The sequence below is a fragment of the Pedobacter terrae genome (assembly GCF_036946585.1).
GTDB classification, from domain to species: domain Bacteria; phylum Bacteroidota; class Bacteroidia; order Sphingobacteriales; family Sphingobacteriaceae; genus Pedobacter; species Pedobacter terrae_C.
Genome location: NZ_JAQIIV010000004.1, coordinates 96,277 through 114,322, shown reverse-complemented (window position 1 = coordinate 114,322; position 18,046 = coordinate 96,277). Strand labels below are relative to the sequence as shown.

Here is an 18,046-nt window from a genome sequence, read left to right as displayed (position 1 = left end):
TCTGTTTAATCAAGCAGTATGATTTAGACATAAATCAAATTAGTTCAAAGGTATTATCCGGCATGATCTGGCACGTTTAGATATTGATTCAAAACAGCATGCCGTGCAGCTGTTATCAGATCTTATTACCGATTCTTCACCGCTGATAGACTTAAGTTAGCGAGTTTTCCGTTTTGCAAACTGAAAAACCCGCTAACTTAAGTTTTTACTTCCTGAATAGGTTATTATTAGTATTCGTTTTTACAATCACTAAATCTAGCACACCATTTGCCATCATAATAGTAATCTACCAATGGACATCCGTTTTCATCTTTAAGATTAGAAACGATATACTTAGGCCCCCCAGCTAAACCACCTAATACAGCCTTAGAACTTTCTGAACTTAACTTCTTGTTTTCCAACGAGGACAAGCTTTTTTGCATCCCTTTTAACTTTATCATTTTCTTTAAAGTTTAATATTTGATTAATAAGCGCCAACTTACCCTGGCGTTTAGGTTTAGGTGCCATTATAAAAACATCAGTTTATACGTCTACAAAAAGTATTAATATAAATAGCTAAACACTATGGTATAAATTTAATTTGCTAGTACTACCATAATAATTTATTTTAAAGTTGAATATAAACTTCTGGTAGCACAAGGCACGTTTGATATTTGTTGGGTTTCAATAAATATTCGTAACGTTTACCAATAAATATGCTAAGGATACGACAAAACATCAAGAACAGATGATAAAGTGGAATGTACAGTTTGCGATACCACAAGCGTAAAAACGAAAAAGCCTCAACTTTTTCAAGTTAAGGCTTTTTTGCGGAATGGACGGGACTCGAACCCGCGACCTCCTGCGTGACAGGCAGGCATTCTAACCAGCTGAACTACCACTCCTTTTGTTCTTCTTTAAAGTCAGAACCTCTTATCTCTTTCGAGGTTGCAAATATAGAGACTATATCTTAATTCGCAAATTTTTTTTTCAAAAATATTTAACTCATTAACCAACAGCACCTTCCTGCATCTTCTCTGCATTTTCTGCAAATTGAAGTGCATCAATAATTTCCTGTATGTCGCCATCCATAATCGCTGGCAGGTTATACATGGTTAAGCCAATACGGTGTTCGGTAACACGGCCCTGAGGATAATTATAAGTTCTGATCTTGGCCGAACGATCTCCGGTTGACACCATTGTTTTACGTTTAGCAGCAATATCACCATTCTTTTTTTGCAATTCAATATCGTAAAGCTTACTCCGTAACATCTCCATCGCAATAATACGGTTACCCAATTGCGAACGCTCACGTTGGCAAACTACTACAATACCTGATGGTTTATGCGTTAACTGCACCTTGGTTTCCACCTTATTTACATTCTGCCCACCAGCACCACCTGAGCGCGAGGTCTGCAATTCGATATCGGCAGGATTAATATAAAGGTCAATTTCTTCTGCTTCCGGTAAAACGGCTACTGATGCAGCTGATGTATGCACACGGCCCTGGGTCTCCGTATCAGGCACACGTTGCACGCGGTGTACACCACTTTCGTATTTTAACTGACCATAAACATCTTCACCGCTCACCTTTAAAATGACCTCTTTGTAACCCCCGGCAGTACCTTCTGTTACATCAACCACCTCAACATTCCAGCCTTTTGTTTCAAAATAACGGGTATACATTCGGTACAAATCGCCTGCAAATAAAGCTGCTTCATCGCCACCCGTACCACCACGGATCTCAAAAACCGCATTTTTAGCATCTTCCGGATCTTTAGGAATTAACATCAAACGGATATTACTTTCCATTTCTTCCTGTTGTTTCAACAGCAGATCAAGTTCCTCTTTTGCCATTTCGCGCATTTCAGGATCTTTTTCAGTAGCTAATATCTCTTTATTGGCATCAATATTACTCATCACATTCTTGTAGATTTTATATTCATCTACAATCTTGCCCAAGTCTTTATATTCTTTATTTAAAGCCGCAAAACGTTTCATATCCTGAATCACATCCGGATTGCTCAACGATTCTTCCACATCTTCCCAACGCAGCTTTATAGCTTCTAATTTATCTAACATATTTATTCTTGTTGAAATTCCTGATGGTTGGCAAAGGCCAAAAAATTCAGGAAACGCAAAAATAAGGAAAAAAGATGAATTAGTTTGTTTGGAGAGAATGGTTAATTGGTTAACTGTTCAAATAGGTTAATTGTGAAGGCATGAAGCCAAGTAATGAACAAAAAGGAAAATTGTTTTATTATCAAAGGGTTTTGGAAATGAGCAGTTCCACTCCTATGGCTGCCAGCGGCCCCGCTATCTCTTCAAGTCCTCGCTGCGCTCCGGGCTTTCCGTTTTATCGCCTGCCCGTTGCAGCTACTATTAGGACACATCTTAAGTTTTAAATGCCGCAAGTTTCCAGCCTTGATAGATATCTTCAAATTTATCCAATCCTCTTTTTATTATAATGGGTCCTGCTGGTTGGGATCTAACATTTCCTTTCCATCCCCCAAGTCTTGCGATAATCCAACTTGCCCAGGAGAGTTTGTCTTTTCGGTATGGATTAATCGTTTTCGGTGTTTTTGGCAGATGATTTTTCTCAATAGCTTCCAGACAATCAATTTCCTGTTGATCAAACACTTCCTTAAGCTCTTGACAGTCCTCTTTGCCATAGGCCAGATAAAGCTGCATCACCCTCAGTGCTGCATTTAATACCATCAAAAATAGTTTTCTAATTGCCCATCCTGTTTCCAACTGGCTCTCTTCTATCTGAAAACCTTGTTTTTTTAGTATGCGGAACAGTTGCTCGATATACCATCGCTGTGTATACCGACAAACTATCTTCAGGGCTTCCTCTAAGCTTAAGGTGGGCTGGTCTGTGAGCAGCCTCCAGCACACGCCATCTTTGGTGTCATTATTCTTTTCCCTTGCTTCTATAGCATATAGTTCTTTTTCTTCAGCTATCTCTTTGCCAACTCCGTTCCTTGGCTTTTTGATACTTACCTTTTGACACCTTACCTCCATTTCCACGACTCTTTTGGTTTTATCTTTGCGCAGGTCGGCCGGTAAGGTTAGTAGGTATCCGCCCAGAACTGGGGCGTTCCTCAATACCGAATGTAATTTGGAACCATCAGCCAGTCTTCGGTTATCCCTGCTCCGGATGATCAAACTGGTACGGGAATCTGGAACTAAACAGAACTGCTCATAGATATCGCCCTCTCTATCCTGGATAATGGTAACATGGGCTGCCTGTGATAAAACATCTTTGGTTTTCTTGCCCGCTTTAATCCATTTATAAGATTCCTTTTCTTCAATCGCTTCTGTTTTGTAAACCTTGGTGGTATTATTCGACTTGTCCCTGGTTCTGTGCCATAACTGGAGGTCGCAATAGCCCAATATGTCTTCACTACCGGCATCAAGTACCAAACTCACATGGGAAAGAAATCCTAAACCTGTTTTATTTCCAACCAAACCAAGTCCACTTCCAGGTTTAATGTTATTGGCATTTTTGCTTAGCCCGAAGGAACTGGTATCCTGAATTACCAATACATCTTTACCCATTGTGTTTTTAACACACCGCTGTATCATCTCTTTAATCAAAACGGACTCATTAACAGCCTCATTGCCCAGAAAACGATAAAAACCTCTCTGTTCTGCTTCATTTTTTGTAGCTGAATGAATGCTGGAGCTCCTGCTTTGAAGTAGGGATGAAGATATCAGCTCTGCTCGACGCTCTAATCGTTTATCTCCCAAAAGCCCATCAAAATCTGGTTTATGTCCTATGCGATCCATTCTGCAAAGATATTTTTTATTTGTGTCCTAATAGTAGCCGTTGCAGGCGGGGGTTTAGGAACAAAAGATAGTGCATTTTGGAAATAATAAAACCTTAAATATCAGTGCTGACCTACTAAACAGGATTATTAATAGCTCAAGATTTTCATCCTACTTTGTAGACACATTTTTTTTACAATAGTTTAGGCGCTTTGCTAACTAGCTTTAATAAAGCAAGGATTTTAACTAAGAACGCTGTCAATCCCAAGAGCCAGGGAAATCAAAAAAACAGTTGCAGTTCAGGTAAATTAGCACCAACAAACCTGAAACGCAGTGGTTTTGTGTTCATAAAGATGATTAAACTTTTTTAAAAAAATATTGAACACAAAACTAGTGCAGCTGTTTTTTGATGCGCTTTGGATTGTGCAAAAGGCTCATTGTCGGATTGACGAAGCGCTTTGGGTACTTTGGCGCGACAAAGTACCATGCCACCGCGGCATAGAGCGGTAAAATATTATCATTAATTGTCTCCGTAGGATTTTTCATCGCGACTATAACGAAAAGCCCGACGAGCATTAAAAAAAGTTACAGACATTGCTTTCCGAAAAAACAGACATGAAATATAGTTAAACAATAGATTTACTTTTAGGAAAGGATTTGGAAATGAGCAGTTCCACTACTATGGCGGCCAGCAGCCCCGCTATCCCTTCAAGTCCTCGCTGCGCTCCGGGCTTTCCGTTCTATCGGTTTTAGGAACAGCGGGTGGTGCTTTTCTAGGATAAAAAGCGTAAAAAACAATAAAAAACAGACTTCGCTCTCTTGAAAATTTTATGGTTTTGGCTTATAGTATTCCAGTTTTAAATCTACCCCATCAAAAACCCCATAAGAATTATAATTGAGCCACTCGCCGATATTTACGTATCGGCTTCCCTTACCTAAATCGATATCGAGCGGCAGATGCCTGTGTCCGAAAATAAAATAATCGAAATGCGTTTTTTGCAGTTGCTCTTTGGCATAAATGGCTAACCATTCCTTATCCTGCCCTAAAAACACCTCTTTTTCAGTTTGTGCTGCCCTACTGCCTTGACTCCACCCATTTGCAATACCAATACCTAAATTTGGGTGCAAACGTGCAAACAACCACTGGCAGACTTTACTTCTAAAAATCTTCCTCAAAAATTTGTATTTATGATCTCCCGGACCTAAGCCATCTCCATGGTGAAGATAAAATTTCTTCCCACCCCGCTCAATCACCAGTTCATCGCTGATGATTTCCATGCCGATTTCCTGTGTGAAATAATCGCGTACCCACATATCATGATTGCCTTTAAAAAAATAGATTTTTATTCCCGCATCGGCCATGGCGGCCAATTTACCTTGTAAACGGATAAATCCTTTTGGAATAACCTTTGCGTATTCAAACCAGAAATCGAAAATATCGCCCATCAAAAATAACTCCCCACAATTTGGTTCAATAAAATTCAGCCAATCTACAATCCATGCTTCACGGACACGGCTTTCAGTATAATTGGGTGTACCTAAATGGAAATCAGAAGCGAAGTAAATATTTTTTGCCATGGATTCCTCAAAGTTAAGGAGAAAAAGAATAAAGCAAAAAGATCAAAGACTAATAAAAACGAGGCGCGATTTTTAACTGCCTGATTGATTTTTTCTATTTACAACCTTTGGGAATCCACTAATAAATTCGAGTCCTAAACATCCTGTCTTAATTTTGATCCTTAACAGATCCCCTTCTTCTACATTTCTAAACTTAAGGTACCAATAAAGGAATCCAGAAGTTTCCAGCATTTCCATTCCGTTTAATTGTAACCTATATCGAATATGTCGCTATGCAAGTTCAGCCGTTTGTTTCCTAAAGGTACATTCTATTTCAGCTACCGATTTTACCTTTAGCCGGTTTATAAGCAGCATGATTACATCGCCTACCCACATTTTGCCAATAAGTGTAGATATCACAATACCGATGAATATACACCAAACTCTAAAAGCCAGCGAGCTATCTTTAAACAGAAAAGGAGCAAAAGAAACAAATTGCAAAGTAAATGGCAGACTTAAAAGATATGGTAAATATTTCTTCCACCCTTTCCATGCCATATCTGTCGGCAGCCCGTGCACATCGATAACCAACAAACACAAAACCGGGCAAAAAAGTATATGATAAGACCAATTGGCGTGATTGAGTAATAGATATGCACTAAATGGTAAAAATGCGGCGGCCAACTGCCAGGATTGAGCCATCAGGATAAAAACCACTGTCCAAATCCCCAATAAAAACAAAGCTAAACCAAAATATTCATTCATCATAACTAGCTTAATCAATGCCAATTCCCTAAATTAGTATTTATCTCCAGTCAACAACCATGAAAAAACAATTAGTATTAGGTTTATTTGCACTAAGTCTGTTTGCCTGTAACCAGGGCAAAAAGCCTGCAGCCAAAATAACATTGATGAAATACCCAGAGACAAAAAAAGACAGCACAAAAGATAATTATTTTGGAACCACTATTGCGGACCCTTACAGGTGGTTAGAGAATGATACCTCGGCAGAAACAAAGACTTGGGTGGTGGCCGAAAACAAAGTCACCCAGAATTACCTTGAGCAAATTCCTTACCGTGCCGACATTAAAAAGCGTTTAACAGAATTATGGAACTATCCTAAAGAAAGTGCGCCCTTCAAAGTAGGTGAATATTATTTTTTCACCAAAAATGATGGCCTTCAGAACCAGAGTATCTGGTTTATTAAAAAAGGACTAGATGGCAAAGAAGAAGTTTTTCTTGATCCCAATACACTCACCAAAGATGGAACAGCGGCCGTTTCACTGCTCGGTTTCTCGCACGATAAAAAATACCTGGCCTATTCGGTTGCACAGGCCGGATCAGACTGGAGCAATATTTATGTAATGGATATTGCAACCAAAACCAAATTAGCCGATGAGCTAAAATGGACAAAATTCTCTGGTGCAGCCTGGAAAGGCAACGGTTTTTACTATAGTAAATTTGATGAACCTGCCAAAGGAACAGATCTATCTGCAGCCAACAAATCCCAAAAAGTGTATTTCCACAAATTGGGCAATCAACAGGAGCATGACCAATTAGTTTTTGAAGACAAAACCAATCCGAATTTATATTTGGGGGCCACCGTTACAGAAGATGAACACTTTTTGGTGGTTTATGCAAGCGCTGGTACTTCAGGCAATGCGCTATATTATCAGGATTTAAAAATACCGGGCAGTAAAATCGACTTATTGATCAAAGGCTTTGAAAACAACCACAGTGTGATTGATAATGTAGGCGATAAATTATTGGTAAATACCGATCTAGGTGCCGAGAACAAACAAGTGGTTTTGGTGGATCCCAAAAATGCAGATCCGAAAAACTGGCAAAAAATTATCCCTGAATCTAAATTGGCTTTAGAAGGTGTTGGAACTGGAGGAGGATTTCTTTGGGCTACCTATTTAAAAGATGCCAGCACCAGTATTATTCAGTTTGATTTAAGCGGTAAGAAAATTGGCGAGGTAAAATTACCGGCAATTGGAACCGTTGGCGGTTTTGGAGGTTACAAAGAGGATAAAGAATTTTTTTATACTTTTTCTAATTTTACTACTCCTGGCACCATTTACCGGTACAATGTAGACAAGGCCGAGTCGGGTTTGTATAAAAAATCAGAATTAAAGCTCAATACAGACGATTACGAAACCAAACAGGTCTTTTATCCATCAAACGACGGCACAAAAGTACCCATGTTTATCGTACACAAAAAAGGCATCAAACTGGATGGTAACAACCCGGTTTACCTTTATGCATATGGTGGTTTCCAGGTGAGTTTAACGCCCGGATTCAGTCTTTCCAGGATGTTATTTCTGGAACGCGGAGGCATCTACGTTCAACCAAGCTTACGTGGCGGAAGTGAATATGGCGAAGCCTGGCACAAAGGTGGTATGTTAGCCAAAAAACAAAATGTTTTCGATGATTTTATTGGCGCAGCGGAGTACCTGGTGAAAGAAAAATATACCAACCCTGCTAAAATTGCGATTTCGGGCGGCTCAAATGGCGGTTTACTGGTTGGGGCCTGCATGACACAACGGCCCGATCTATTTAAAGTGGCTTTACCTGCTGTAGGTGTTTTAGATATGCTCCGCTATCACAAATTTACTGTTGGCTGGGGCTGGGCAGTTGAATACGGCACCAGCGATAAAAAAGAAGACTTCGATTACCTGATCAAATATTCGCCGCTGCATAATATAAAAAGCGGTGTGGATTATCCGGCAACACTAATCACGACCGCCGATCATGATGACCGCGTAGTACCGGCACATTCATTTAAATTTGCAGCGACGCTACAGGAAAAATACAAAGGTGAAAACCCGGTTTTAATCCGAATAGAAACCAATGCAGGGCATGGGGCAGGTAAACCCACCACGAAACTGATTGAAGAAGCAACTGATGTTTGGAGTTTTGTATTTCAGAATTTAGGGATGAATTGGTAGAACTTGCAAGCCGTTATCCCGAGTTTATTTCAGGGTCTCGATAGTAGATAGTTGCTAACCACGAAGTAGCTGCAAGGCAATTGAAAACATCATATCTACTTAATAAATTCGATTGCCATCGGATCAGCATGAGAATTTATTCTGGACACCACAAAGACCACTAAACCTATAGACCAATTATAATTTGTTTTAAACCACTAAAACTTATCACTTTTTTTTTCAATTTAACTGAAAGCATATAAAATACTGAATATAACAGGATTGCAAAATTATCTAGAATATTTCTAAATAGCTGATTTAGTAAGACATTATTTCGTAACTTTGCGTCAAATTTTTCTTTAATGATCACTACTGATATAGCCGTTATAGGCGCTGGTCCGGTTGGTTTATTTGCCATTTTTGAAGCCGGTTTATTAAAAATGCGTTGTCACTTAATTGATTACCTTCCTCAGGTTGGTGGTCAGCTGTCTGAAATTTACCCTAAAAAACCGATTTACGATATTCCTGGTTATCCTTCTGTATTGGCTCAGGAACTTATCGATAACTTAATGGAGCAGGCCAAACCTTTCCATCCAACGTTTACTTTGGGCGAGCGTATTGAAGGTTTAGAAAAGCGCGGTGAAGCCGATTTTGTGTTAACTACCAATATGGGTACCGTTATCGAAGCTAAAGTTGTGGTTATTGCAGGTGGTTTAGGCTGTTTTGAGCCCCGTAAACCAGCTGTAGAAAATCTGGAAAACTTTGAAAACGGTAAAGGTGTGAACTACATGATCCTTGATCCGGAGAAATACCGCGACCAGAAAATGGTGATTGCCGGTGGTGGTGACTCTGCTTTAGACTGGACCATTTATCTGGCAGAAGTTTGTTCTGAACTAACTTTGGTGCATAGAAGCGAAAGTTTCCGTGGTGCCCCTGATTCGGTTGCAAAAGTAATGGCATTGGCTGAAAGCGGAAAAATCAATTTGATTTTAAACAGCAATCTCCAGGCCGTTCACGGAACTGATAAGTTAGAGCAAGTTGAGATTGTTCAGAACCGCACCATGGAAAAAACAGTTGTTGAAGCCGATCATTTAATTCCTTTGTTTGGTTTGAGTCCTAAATTAGGTCCGATTGAAGATTGGAACTTAAACATCAGCAAAAGTGCAATTGAAGTAAATGTTGATGATTACTCAACCAATATCCCAGGTATTTATGCTATTGGTGATATCAATACTTATACCAACAAGCTGAAATTGATTCTTTGTGGTTTCCACGAGGCTGCATTAATGAGCCATAGCGCTTATTCTTACATGAACCCTGGTGTGAAATATACTATGAAATATACAACTGTAAACGGAGTTTCAGAATTTTAAGCTTTCTGTTATATTTGCGATAATTAAGAGAGCAAAATGGAAAACAACATTAATATATATATGCAGGAGCCGGATGGCTCGGTTACGGAACATGTAGCACCAACCGATATGGGTTTAAGCCTGATGGAGTTTTTAAAAGCATCAGAGTACGATATTCTGGCTACTTGCGGCGGAATGGCTCTATGTGCTACCTGCTGTGTTGATGTGCTGGAAGGCGAAGAAAAACTTAACGAAATGACGGATGATGAGTATGCCATGCTGGATACTTTACCTGATCTGTTACCAAATTCGCGTTTAGCCTGCCAATTGCAATTAAACAACAATATGGACGGACTAAAAGTAAAATTACACGGCGTAAGTTAGTCTGTAAAAACATAAACAAAAAATGGCGATATCAAAAGTATCGCCATTTTTTGTTGTTTAAAATCAGAATTTGGAGCAGCGGCCCTTGTTATTAAACCTGATAAAGCGAAAAGACCGGAGCGAGGAACGAGTGAGGACTTGAAGCGATAGCAGGGCTACCATCCGCCATTGAAACAGAACCCATCATTTCCAAAAAACAAATTACAAATTTTTAATTAGCTTTTAAGATTGCTTCGTGCCTCGCAATGATGGCTTTTTATTATTGAATATCTATTTTCTGCTTTTCCACATTCCAGCCATATACCTCTACCGCCAAATTACTTTGTTTTCCGGTATATTCTACAATTATTGTTTTACTTTCACCAGGTAAAATGCTCACATAGTTATCATCATAAAAAGCCGGGAGTATACGTTCGCCAGTATCGCCGTTTACTAAAGCAATCCGATTAAAAAACGCTACCGGATTTCCTGCGGCATTACTTAAGGTTACCGCTACTTTTCCATTTTTCCGATCGTTAGCCGCAATTTTTAATGACGTCTTTTTGATGTTTTTCAAGCCCGAATATTCACCGTCTTTTCCAGCCAGCCAATAAAGGTTTTCACTTAAAATATTTTGTTTTTGATCTAGAATTCTCAATGATACAAATATCCCTTCTTTTTTATCCAGTTTGGCTAAGAACTCGTTTATAGGAAAAAGTCGCCTCACCGAAGATGGACCAACCGAATTGAAGACCTGAGAATAAAAATAATCTTTGCCCTCCATGTCATAAGCTTTTGCCTGTACCATCAGGTTATTTTTCGTAGTAAAACCATTGTTCACAATTGTGACCATACTATCTAAAGGATTCATCATCACATGCAAAGGCTCGCTTCCTTTCCTCAGGCCATATAAACAGGCATTTGGATCAAGATAATAATCATACATCTGTCCGCGCATGGCTGTCCAGGGGTTTTGCGTTTTCCAGATGATAGAGCCCGAGTACCAATCCCACATTTTGTTAGAGAAACCTTCCATCAAAGCCCGGTACTGATCGTAATTGGCCAGTTGCGCCTTCATCGCAAAATCTTCTGTATTTTTTGGTTTACCATATGGATTCAGGTATTGCTCATAAGAGATGTATTTATGGTAATCCCATACCGAATCGGGTTTGGCTTTGTATTGTGGCGCAATCAGGTTCTCCTTCGGAATAAAACGAAGCAATGAAGCATAATCACCTACCCCTACCGATCCCACTTCCGAGTTGTAAGGAAATGTTCTGGTACCCCAAAAAGTTCTAATATCTTGAATGCCATACGGACCATCGCCGTTCCCGCCAATGGAATTATACGACATTTCATCACTGTTAGAAAAATCGAAAAACTTCCTGGTTCCATCTAAGCGTGGTAGAATATCGTTCTTCAAAGGCTCCAAAATATCTTCTGGTGGAGTAATTTCATTTCCTCCGCACCAAAAAGCAAGTGAGGCATGATTTCGGATCATTTTGATCTGATCTTCAATAGCAGATAAGGTTAAATTATGGTCATCAGGATAATTTCTGCGCGTCCATTGGTCTTCCTTTTTCATCGGGTCTACCCAACGGCCGTTACAATCGCCACTAAACCAGAAATCCTGAAAAACAAGCAATCCATACTTATCACAGGCATTGTAAAACTCAGGCCTTTCGAGGATCGCCCCACCCCAGATCCTGATCAGGTTGAGGTTCATATCTTTATGATAACGTACTTCTGCGTCATATCGGGCATCGCTAAAACGGAGCATGGCATCACTGATGATCCAGTTGCCACCCTTAATAAAAATTTTTTGTCCGTTTACAAAAGCGCCCATACTTTTGGTTTGCTCATTCCAGATATTGTCAATCTGGCGAACCCCCACTTTTAGCTGCTCCTGATCCAATATCTGATTAGCCGCTATAAATTCGATTTTTACCCCATATAGGTTTTGTGCACCGTATCCGCTCGGCCACCATAATTTAGGGTTCTCCAGCTGTAAATCAGAAAATTTAACCATAGTCGTTTTATTTGCGGCAATGGTGGTTGTTTGTTTAATCAACTTCCCGGCAATCTGATATTGTAAAGTACCTGAAACGGGCTGATTGGTCGGATTTTCTACTTCGACCGAAACTTTAACCGTAGCAGGATTCTGCTTACCTTCGGGCAAACGTTTACCTGGTACCAGAGTGATCACTTGTGGATTTTGAATGTTGATGCTCTTGGTTTTCTCGATGGTTACTTTATCCCAGATACCCGTGTTGCGGTCGCGGGTGGGTTGGATCCAATCCCAACCCGCGGTATATTGGGTAGTTAAACCCTTAGCTATCGTTCCATCGCCGCCCTGCCCCCCATTCGGGTTGCCCGGAAAATCAGGTGGATAAACGATTACGGCAAGCCTGTTTTTTCCATTGGGAGATAATAATTTGGTAATGTTATACTGCGCCCGAAGATGCATACCCACCTGCGTTTTTGGATTAACCTTTTTCCCGTTTAAATAAATTTCGGCTTTATAATTTATCCCCCTAAACTGTAGCCAAACCTGTTCGTTACCCTTCGCCTGCTCCTGAAAATCTTTTACAAACCAATAAGTATAATAATCATTGCCTATTTTATACACATCAGGGATTTTTTCGTTATTCATTCCATAAAATGGATCGGGAACTTTTTTATTGTTCAATAAAGTAGTTAAAACCGTTCCAGGAACCGTTGCAGGCATCCAGCTATTAAGCGAAAAACTGGTTTTTGAAATTTCTGTACCATTAGCTTGAGCATTTTTGATATTGGTACAAACCCAACCCGAGTTTAACTCGTATCGTTGCTGTGCATTGACGATGATCGCCGAAAAGCATAACAAAAAGAGTAAGATTTTCTTCATGACTATTGAATGAGTGAGTTATTGAATGACTGAATGGTTAAAAACAGAATGTTAAAGATTTTCTTGAACTGCATGATACTGATAATTTCTTACGATAAATTAGATAGCTAAAAGAAAAACGTATTACATTTATTCCACTTAAAGGGACGAAAGTGGCTGAAATTAAGCAAAAGCATTGAATTTTGCCAATATGCAAGAACCAGACTACTAATTGCATTCGACTTCAATTGAAAAATCATCGATTCGAAATTATAAATAGTCGCATTTTACCACATAAAAAAATCAAGACATTTAAGCTCGTGTAATTTAAATGCCTTATATAGTTAAAAACTAAGGTAAAATAAAAGATCCTTCACGATGTTACCATTGACAGATCCTATAGAAGAATCGCCATTCGACTGAAGCGTGCCGATTTTTCATCGGTAGCGAAGTGCCCGCCTGTGCGGACAGGCCTGCCCGTACAGGCGGGGAGAAATCTATCTCGATAGATTTCTCGACTGCGTTGCACTCCGCTCGAAAAACGACTCAGAAGAGGGCTGTCAATCATATTGATTTTTATAAAATAAATTATTCCTCAGGGTGACAAAGTTTTAATTCGTCATCGAGGCAGGACCTCACTATACTAGCTTATCGGATCAGGGTTGATGATACAAATAAAAAATATATAACAATCGCAGCGCTTAAACTGACTACCACTATCAAAGTTCCAAAACAATTACCTGATCCGCCGCTGAAGTGACAGGCACCTTGGCAATTGATAGTTTCGCTTTTTTAAGGGTAAAATTTATCGGGCTTTTATCTTCTAGTAAATATGCCTTTTTAATGGTCTTTACCGGAACATTTTCCAGCTCGAGAGATGCCGTTTCCCCATCAACAATATGGATATAAATTTTATTGTCGTTTTGCGTAATGCTTCCCCAATTTTGTGGTTTAACAAATCCTGCCTTTGTACCATAAATGCTTTCGCCGTAAATTTTAAGCCAGGTGCCCAAACCCGCCAAATGATCTTGAAACTCCGGCTGGATTTTACCACTCGGCATAGGACCAATGTTCAGTAAGAGATTAGAACCTAAGCTTGATGCTTTAACCAACATATGTACCAGTTCTTTATCCGATTTGTAGTAGGTATCGCTCAAATTATATCCCCACGAGTTGGAAATGGTTTCGCAAGTTTCCAATGGAAGCTTATCTGATGCCTTTTGAAAACTTAGTCCTGATTTATTTTCTCCCGGAAGATCGCGTTCAAACATCTGGAAATCCTCACCTGGAAATGGTGTTAGGTGGTGATTATTTCCGATCATACACTGTGGCTGAAGTTTGTGAATTAAACCGTAAATCTCATCGTATTTCCAATTAATCCGCGAGGTTCTGTCTTTTGATCCTTCCGGTTCGGTTTGATCCCAATGTCCATCGAACCAGATTCCGCCGATTTCACCATAATTAGTCAACAGTTCGGTTAATTGATTTTTCATAAACTGCAAATAACTGGCATAGTCGCCTTTACCGGTCCGCCCGGAATGTTGTCCTGTACGACCAGTTTCATGTGGATAATCTTCCCTGCGCCAATCTAACAATGAATAATATAAGTATAATGGTATCCCCTGTTTATGGCATTCATCAGCCATCATTTTTACAATATCTTTTTTATAAGGGGTATTCATGATGTTGAAATCAGAATATTTCGTGTCCCACATGCTAAAACCATCATGGTGCCTGGTAATTAGCGTGATGTATTTCATCCCGGCATTTTTTGCCACACTCACCCATTGTTCAGCATTAAATTCAACAGGATTAAAAAAATCTTTAAGGTTGGTATAATTATGAACCGTCAGTTTTCTATCGTTCATTACCCACTCGCCACTTCCAGGTATACTGAAAGGGCCCCAGTGTATAAATAAGCCAAACCGTGAATCACTAAACCACGCTCTTTGTTTTAAATTAGCAGCTGTAGGTGTGTAATTCTGCGCCATTGACTGTAAAGCAATGAATAGCACCAGGCCTAACAAGGTCAATTTCTTCATCATGATGAATATAGGTTGTTTAGGATTAATCTATTGATGCAGTTGCTTTGGTTGGTTTTCCGATCACCTTATAATTCCCATCACCCTTTAAAATGGCTAACATTTGTGATTGGTTGGCAAAAAGACTTTTAGCCGCAGCCAACTCTCTATCGTATTGAAAGCTCTGCTCAATCCTTCCTTTTTCGTAAAAATAACGGCTTACGATCTGTGTTTCCAAAACCCGCTTAATTTCCGCTTTATGGTTAACCAAGTCAGTTTTTTTGGAAGAAGTAAGTTTATATTTAAGATTTTCGAGATCGGTTTTTACTTCTGCAGATTTATTTTCCTTTTCGGCCTCTGCACGCAAATCAGAAAGTAACCTTTCGGTACGGCTTTGATAGGACAGGTCTTTATCGGCAAGGCTATTGGAGAATGTGGCATAATCTGCATCCGAAAGCTGGAAAGCTTTGGCCGAAGCTAATGTTGGTTTTTCTTTCCTGTATTGATTGGCATAATTAAAGAATAGGTTCTTATTGATCATCGAAATGGTAATCGGGCTTAATTTGGCTGCATCCACCACAATATCTGGGTAAACGCCGTTGCCGCTGTATACATTCCGGCCTGCTTTGGTTGGATACATCACCATGGTTGAATCGGCAAAACGCTCGGCTACACCGTCAGCATTTTTATGGGCATAATCCAGCTTTTGGATGCACCTGCCAGAAGGCGTATAATATTTAGCAACAGTTACTTTAACCAAGCTGTTGTAAGGCAGATTGAAAGTTTGCTGAACCAAGCCCTTACCATAGCTCCTCTGACCAATTACAATGGCACGGTCTAAATCCTGCAAGGCACCAGCCACAATTTCTGAAGCCGAGGCCGAATTTCCATTTACAAGCACTACCAACGGAACAGAAGTAGAAACCGGAGTTGAAAGTGTTTTATAGGCAATGGTTTTCTCTGCATTTTTGCCTTTTTGGGTTACAATAAGCTGATCTTTATCCACAAAAAGGTTCACAATTTTAACGGCTTCCTGCAAAATACCTCCACCGTTATTCCTTAAATCTAAAACGACTCCTTTTGGATTTTCTTTTTGTATGGCCAATAAAGCGTCTTTAACCTCCTGTCCAGAGTTTTCTAAAAATTTATCGAGTTTGATATAACCGATCCCATCGCCCACCATTCCTGAATAAGAAACGTTAGGCTGTTTGATTTCATCTCTTAACAGTTTTTTGGTTATTTCCCTACCCTCTCTAACTACCAGCAAATCTACCGGTGTGCCTTTTGGGCCACGTAGCAGCTGACTAATTTCCTGCCGATTTTTTCCCTTCACCGCAATTCCGTTAATGCTCACCACCTGGTCGCCTGCTTTGATCTCACTTTTATTGGCTGGGTAACCTTCACTCACATCGTTAATAAACAGTTTTCCATCAATAAAAACAGTGCTGGCCCCAATACCGCCATATTGTGTGCTCACATATTTCAACTTATAATCTTCAATTTCAGATTCGGGAACATATTCGGTATAGGGATCCAAACTATCTAACATGGCATCAATACCGGTTTTCATCAATTGAGGAGCATTGGTATCATCAACGTAGTTGATGTTGATTTCTTTGTAGAGCGACGCAAAGATATCGAGGTTTTTAGATACCAGGAATAAATCTTCTTTAAACGAAAAAGATAAAACAGCCACCCCAAATCCAACTGCTAAAAGACCGTATTTTAGTTTCTTCATTCCCCTTTTGTTTTAATTTCAATGTTGCAGATAAACAGATTAACGCCTTTTTGAAAGATTATTTAGTAATTGTAGACCATGTAAATGTACAAAAAGCGATAAATATAAAAAACGGCTTGAGGAAGTAGTGCGTAAATTGAGCGTTACGCAATAAAAGGGTTAATACAAACTTCGCCGAGCGGTATATTTTTTTTTATGCTGCGAAAACAACCAGGCTGGTATTTGATGCGAAAGCAATAACGGAATGGTAATGAGATTATGATCTAGTTTATTGTAAGTAGTAAACAATAGATTATGATTACCTTTTGACGCACGATATAAATACTCGCTTCCCTCGTAAGGATTATCGTGATCCTGCCGGCCATGAATTAACCAGATCGGTTTTTGACTGAGCGCTTTTATATTAACAAAATCAGGAATGGCAGCAATAGAGACCATGGCAGCAAAGGTTTTAGGAGCCATATTCATCAGGTTTTGTGCCGTAGATGCACCCATAGAATAACCGACCAGATAAATGCGGTTTGTATCTATCTGGGGATACCTACTTTTTACCTCTCGGATCAAATCGAATAATAGATATACATCTTCAGACGGTTTTGAGATTAAGCAATGTTGTACTGAATCGGGATAATAATTTGATGAACGTGTTTGAAACTGTGGTGCAATGACAAATGCCCGGTACTTCTGGCGTATATCTTGGCGTAGCCAAATCCTGGCTAAGGGCTCCAATTGCCTTTCATTATCTGTACCTAGCCTTGTTGAGTTATGAAATGTAATAACCAGCGGATACTTTTTCTGATTCCTTTGTGCAACTGGCAATAGCAATCTATAATTAACCGATCGGTCTCCTTTACTGAAAGTTTGCTTAAGGTAGTCATTGACAGATAAATCATTTAACTGTTTTCGAACCTGTACTGAAATCAAACTATCCGGGGAAGTATCATTAAATACCCGGCGTTGTGCCGTTGCTGAAAGTGCAACTAACCAAAGTAGAAATGCGGATATAAAAGTATTACGTTGGATAACAAAGGCAAAATACATGGAACGGCTTACGTACTTAAATTGCCAACATAAAGTTTGAACAAAAATGATATGCTAAAAAATATTAAAGCCTATTTCCCTTAGTATCGGCAAGTGCTTTTTGGATCGTAAATTCGATGTAGGTACGGTCACGTTTTACCAAACGCATTAAATCTTCAACCAACTGATCTTCTTTGCCAGGTGTAAATTCCAAAGGCTCATTCGCCAAATCGCGGTATTTCCTTAAAAATTTAGTTTTTACCTTAAATGCGGTTTCGGAAGTAAGTTGAAAATTAGCCATGGCATATTTATTTGATGCAAAAGTAAAAAATATTTGCGAGGTTGATACCTTTTTATGTAATGGAATAAAAAAAGTAAATATTCGCTAAAAAATTTGCACGATAATTGTGTTAAAAGCGCGTTATAAAACCAGATCCCAGAACAGAAGA

13 protein-coding genes and 1 tRNA gene are annotated in these 18,046 nt (G+C 39.4%); 3 read left to right on the top strand and 11 right to left on the bottom strand.

Translation table 11 applies throughout. The annotated features are described in order from the left end of the window. Window positions 1–227 precede the first annotated feature (227 nt). The 6 genes from PGN18_RS07675 to PGN18_RS07650 all read right to left on the bottom strand — a co-directional run bounded on the left by PGN18_RS07675 (window position 228) and on the right by PGN18_RS07650 (window position 6,075). Entirely contained in the window at window positions 228–440 is a 213-nt protein-coding gene (locus PGN18_RS07675) for a TIGR04139 family peptide modification target (RefSeq protein ID WP_335318856.1), read from the bottom strand. Window positions 441–810: 370 nt separating this feature from the next. Further along, window positions 811–884 (bottom strand) — tRNA-Asp (locus PGN18_RS07670). 103 nt (window positions 885–987) lie between these two features. Beyond that, entirely contained in the window at window positions 988–2,061 is a 1,074-nt protein-coding gene (gene prfA / locus PGN18_RS07665; protein ID WP_335318855.1) for a peptide chain release factor 1, read from the bottom strand. 312 nt (window positions 2,062–2,373) lie between these two features. Beyond that, window positions 2,374–3,771 carry an IS4 family transposase gene (locus PGN18_RS07660; RefSeq protein WP_335318695.1) on the bottom strand — a complete coding sequence of 466 codons (1,398 nt, stop codon included), beginning with the start codon at window positions 3,769–3,771 and terminating at the stop codon, window positions 2,374–2,376. Window positions 3,772–4,578: 807 nt separating this feature from the next. Then, window positions 4,579–5,328 carry a UDP-2,3-diacylglucosamine diphosphatase gene (locus PGN18_RS07655; RefSeq protein ID WP_335318854.1) on the bottom strand — a complete coding sequence of 250 codons (750 nt, stop codon included), beginning with the start codon at window positions 5,326–5,328 and terminating at the stop codon, window positions 4,579–4,581. A 270-nt stretch (window positions 5,329–5,598) separates the two neighbouring features. Beyond that, window positions 5,599–6,075 (bottom strand): hypothetical protein, encoded by a 477-nt coding sequence (locus tag PGN18_RS07650; protein WP_335318853.1) that lies wholly within the window; start codon window positions 6,073–6,075, stop codon window positions 5,599–5,601. A gap of 56 nt (window positions 6,076–6,131) precedes the next feature. Between PGN18_RS07650 and PGN18_RS07645 the strand changes: the two genes are divergently transcribed. The 3 genes from PGN18_RS07645 (at window position 6,132) to PGN18_RS07635 (ending at window position 9,973) form a co-directional block, all read left to right on the top strand. Further along, window positions 6,132–8,258 carry a prolyl oligopeptidase family serine peptidase gene (locus PGN18_RS07645; protein WP_335318851.1) on the top strand — a complete coding sequence of 709 codons (2,127 nt, stop codon included), beginning with the start codon at window positions 6,132–6,134 and terminating at the stop codon, window positions 8,256–8,258. A gap of 341 nt (window positions 8,259–8,599) precedes the next feature. Beyond that, window positions 8,600–9,610, top strand: a complete 1,011-nt coding sequence (locus PGN18_RS07640; protein ID WP_113951684.1) for an NAD(P)/FAD-dependent oxidoreductase — start codon at window positions 8,600–8,602, stop codon at window positions 9,608–9,610. 36 nt (window positions 9,611–9,646) lie between these two features. Further along, window positions 9,647–9,973, top strand: a complete 327-nt coding sequence (locus PGN18_RS07635; RefSeq protein WP_025141835.1) for a 2Fe-2S iron-sulfur cluster-binding protein — start codon at window positions 9,647–9,649, stop codon at window positions 9,971–9,973. A gap of 259 nt (window positions 9,974–10,232) precedes the next feature. On the opposite strand, the gene PGN18_RS07630 is transcribed toward PGN18_RS07635, so the two are convergent. From PGN18_RS07630 to PGN18_RS07610, 5 genes are all read right to left on the bottom strand, one after another. After that, the gene (locus PGN18_RS07630; protein WP_335318848.1) at window positions 10,233–12,839 is read right to left on the bottom strand and encodes a glycoside hydrolase family 2 protein; all 2,607 of its coding nucleotides are present in this window, start codon (window positions 12,837–12,839) and stop codon (window positions 10,233–10,235) included. 698 nt (window positions 12,840–13,537) lie between these two features. Next, on the bottom strand, window positions 13,538–14,863 hold the full coding sequence (locus PGN18_RS07625; protein WP_335318847.1) for an alpha-L-fucosidase: 1,326 nt from the start codon (window positions 14,861–14,863) through the stop codon (window positions 13,538–13,540). A gap of 22 nt (window positions 14,864–14,885) precedes the next feature. Further along, window positions 14,886–16,577, bottom strand: a complete 1,692-nt coding sequence (locus PGN18_RS07620; protein WP_335318846.1) for a S41 family peptidase — start codon at window positions 16,575–16,577, stop codon at window positions 14,886–14,888. A 159-nt stretch (window positions 16,578–16,736) separates the two neighbouring features. After that, entirely contained in the window at window positions 16,737–17,618 is an 882-nt protein-coding gene (locus PGN18_RS07615) for a prolyl oligopeptidase family serine peptidase (RefSeq protein WP_335318845.1), read from the bottom strand. A 64-nt stretch (window positions 17,619–17,682) separates the two neighbouring features. Beyond that, entirely contained in the window at window positions 17,683–17,898 is a 216-nt protein-coding gene (locus PGN18_RS07610; RefSeq protein ID WP_010599278.1) for a hypothetical protein, read from the bottom strand. Window positions 17,899–18,046: the final 148 nt, after the last annotated feature.

What these genes read in the sequence shown, in the direction of transcription:
- PGN18_RS07675 (WP_335318856.1), bottom strand. Translation starts at nt 440, where the DNA reads ATGATAAAGTTAAAAGGGATGCAAAAAAGCTTGTCCTCGTTGGAAAAC.
- prfA (WP_335318855.1), bottom strand. Translation starts at nt 2,061, where the DNA reads ATGTTAGATAAATTAGAAGCTATAAAGCTGCGTTGGGAAGATGTGGAA.
- PGN18_RS07660 (WP_335318695.1), bottom strand. Translation starts at nt 3,771, where the DNA reads ATGGATCGCATAGGACATAAACCAGATTTTGATGGGCTTTTGGGAGAT.
- PGN18_RS07655 (WP_335318854.1), bottom strand. Translation starts at nt 5,328, where the DNA reads ATGGCAAAAAATATTTACTTCGCTTCTGATTTCCATTTAGGTACACCC.
- PGN18_RS07650 (WP_335318853.1), bottom strand. Translation starts at nt 6,075, where the DNA reads ATGATGAATGAATATTTTGGTTTAGCTTTGTTTTTATTGGGGATTTGG.
- PGN18_RS07645 (WP_335318851.1), top strand. Translation starts at nt 6,132, where the DNA reads ATGAAAAAACAATTAGTATTAGGTTTATTTGCACTAAGTCTGTTTGCC.
- PGN18_RS07640 (WP_113951684.1), top strand. Translation starts at nt 8,600, where the DNA reads ATGATCACTACTGATATAGCCGTTATAGGCGCTGGTCCGGTTGGTTTA.
- PGN18_RS07635 (WP_025141835.1), top strand. Translation starts at nt 9,647, where the DNA reads ATGGAAAACAACATTAATATATATATGCAGGAGCCGGATGGCTCGGTT.
- PGN18_RS07630 (WP_335318848.1), bottom strand. Translation starts at nt 12,839, where the DNA reads ATGAAGAAAATCTTACTCTTTTTGTTATGCTTTTCGGCGATCATCGTC.
- PGN18_RS07625 (WP_335318847.1), bottom strand. Translation starts at nt 14,863, where the DNA reads ATGATGAAGAAATTGACCTTGTTAGGCCTGGTGCTATTCATTGCTTTA.
- PGN18_RS07620 (WP_335318846.1), bottom strand. Translation starts at nt 16,577, where the DNA reads ATGAAGAAACTAAAATACGGTCTTTTAGCAGTTGGATTTGGGGTGGCT.
- PGN18_RS07615 (WP_335318845.1), bottom strand. Translation starts at nt 17,618, where the DNA reads ATGTATTTTGCCTTTGTTATCCAACGTAATACTTTTATATCCGCATTT.
- PGN18_RS07610 (WP_010599278.1), bottom strand. Translation starts at nt 17,898, where the DNA reads ATGGCTAATTTTCAACTTACTTCCGAAACCGCATTTAAGGTAAAAACT.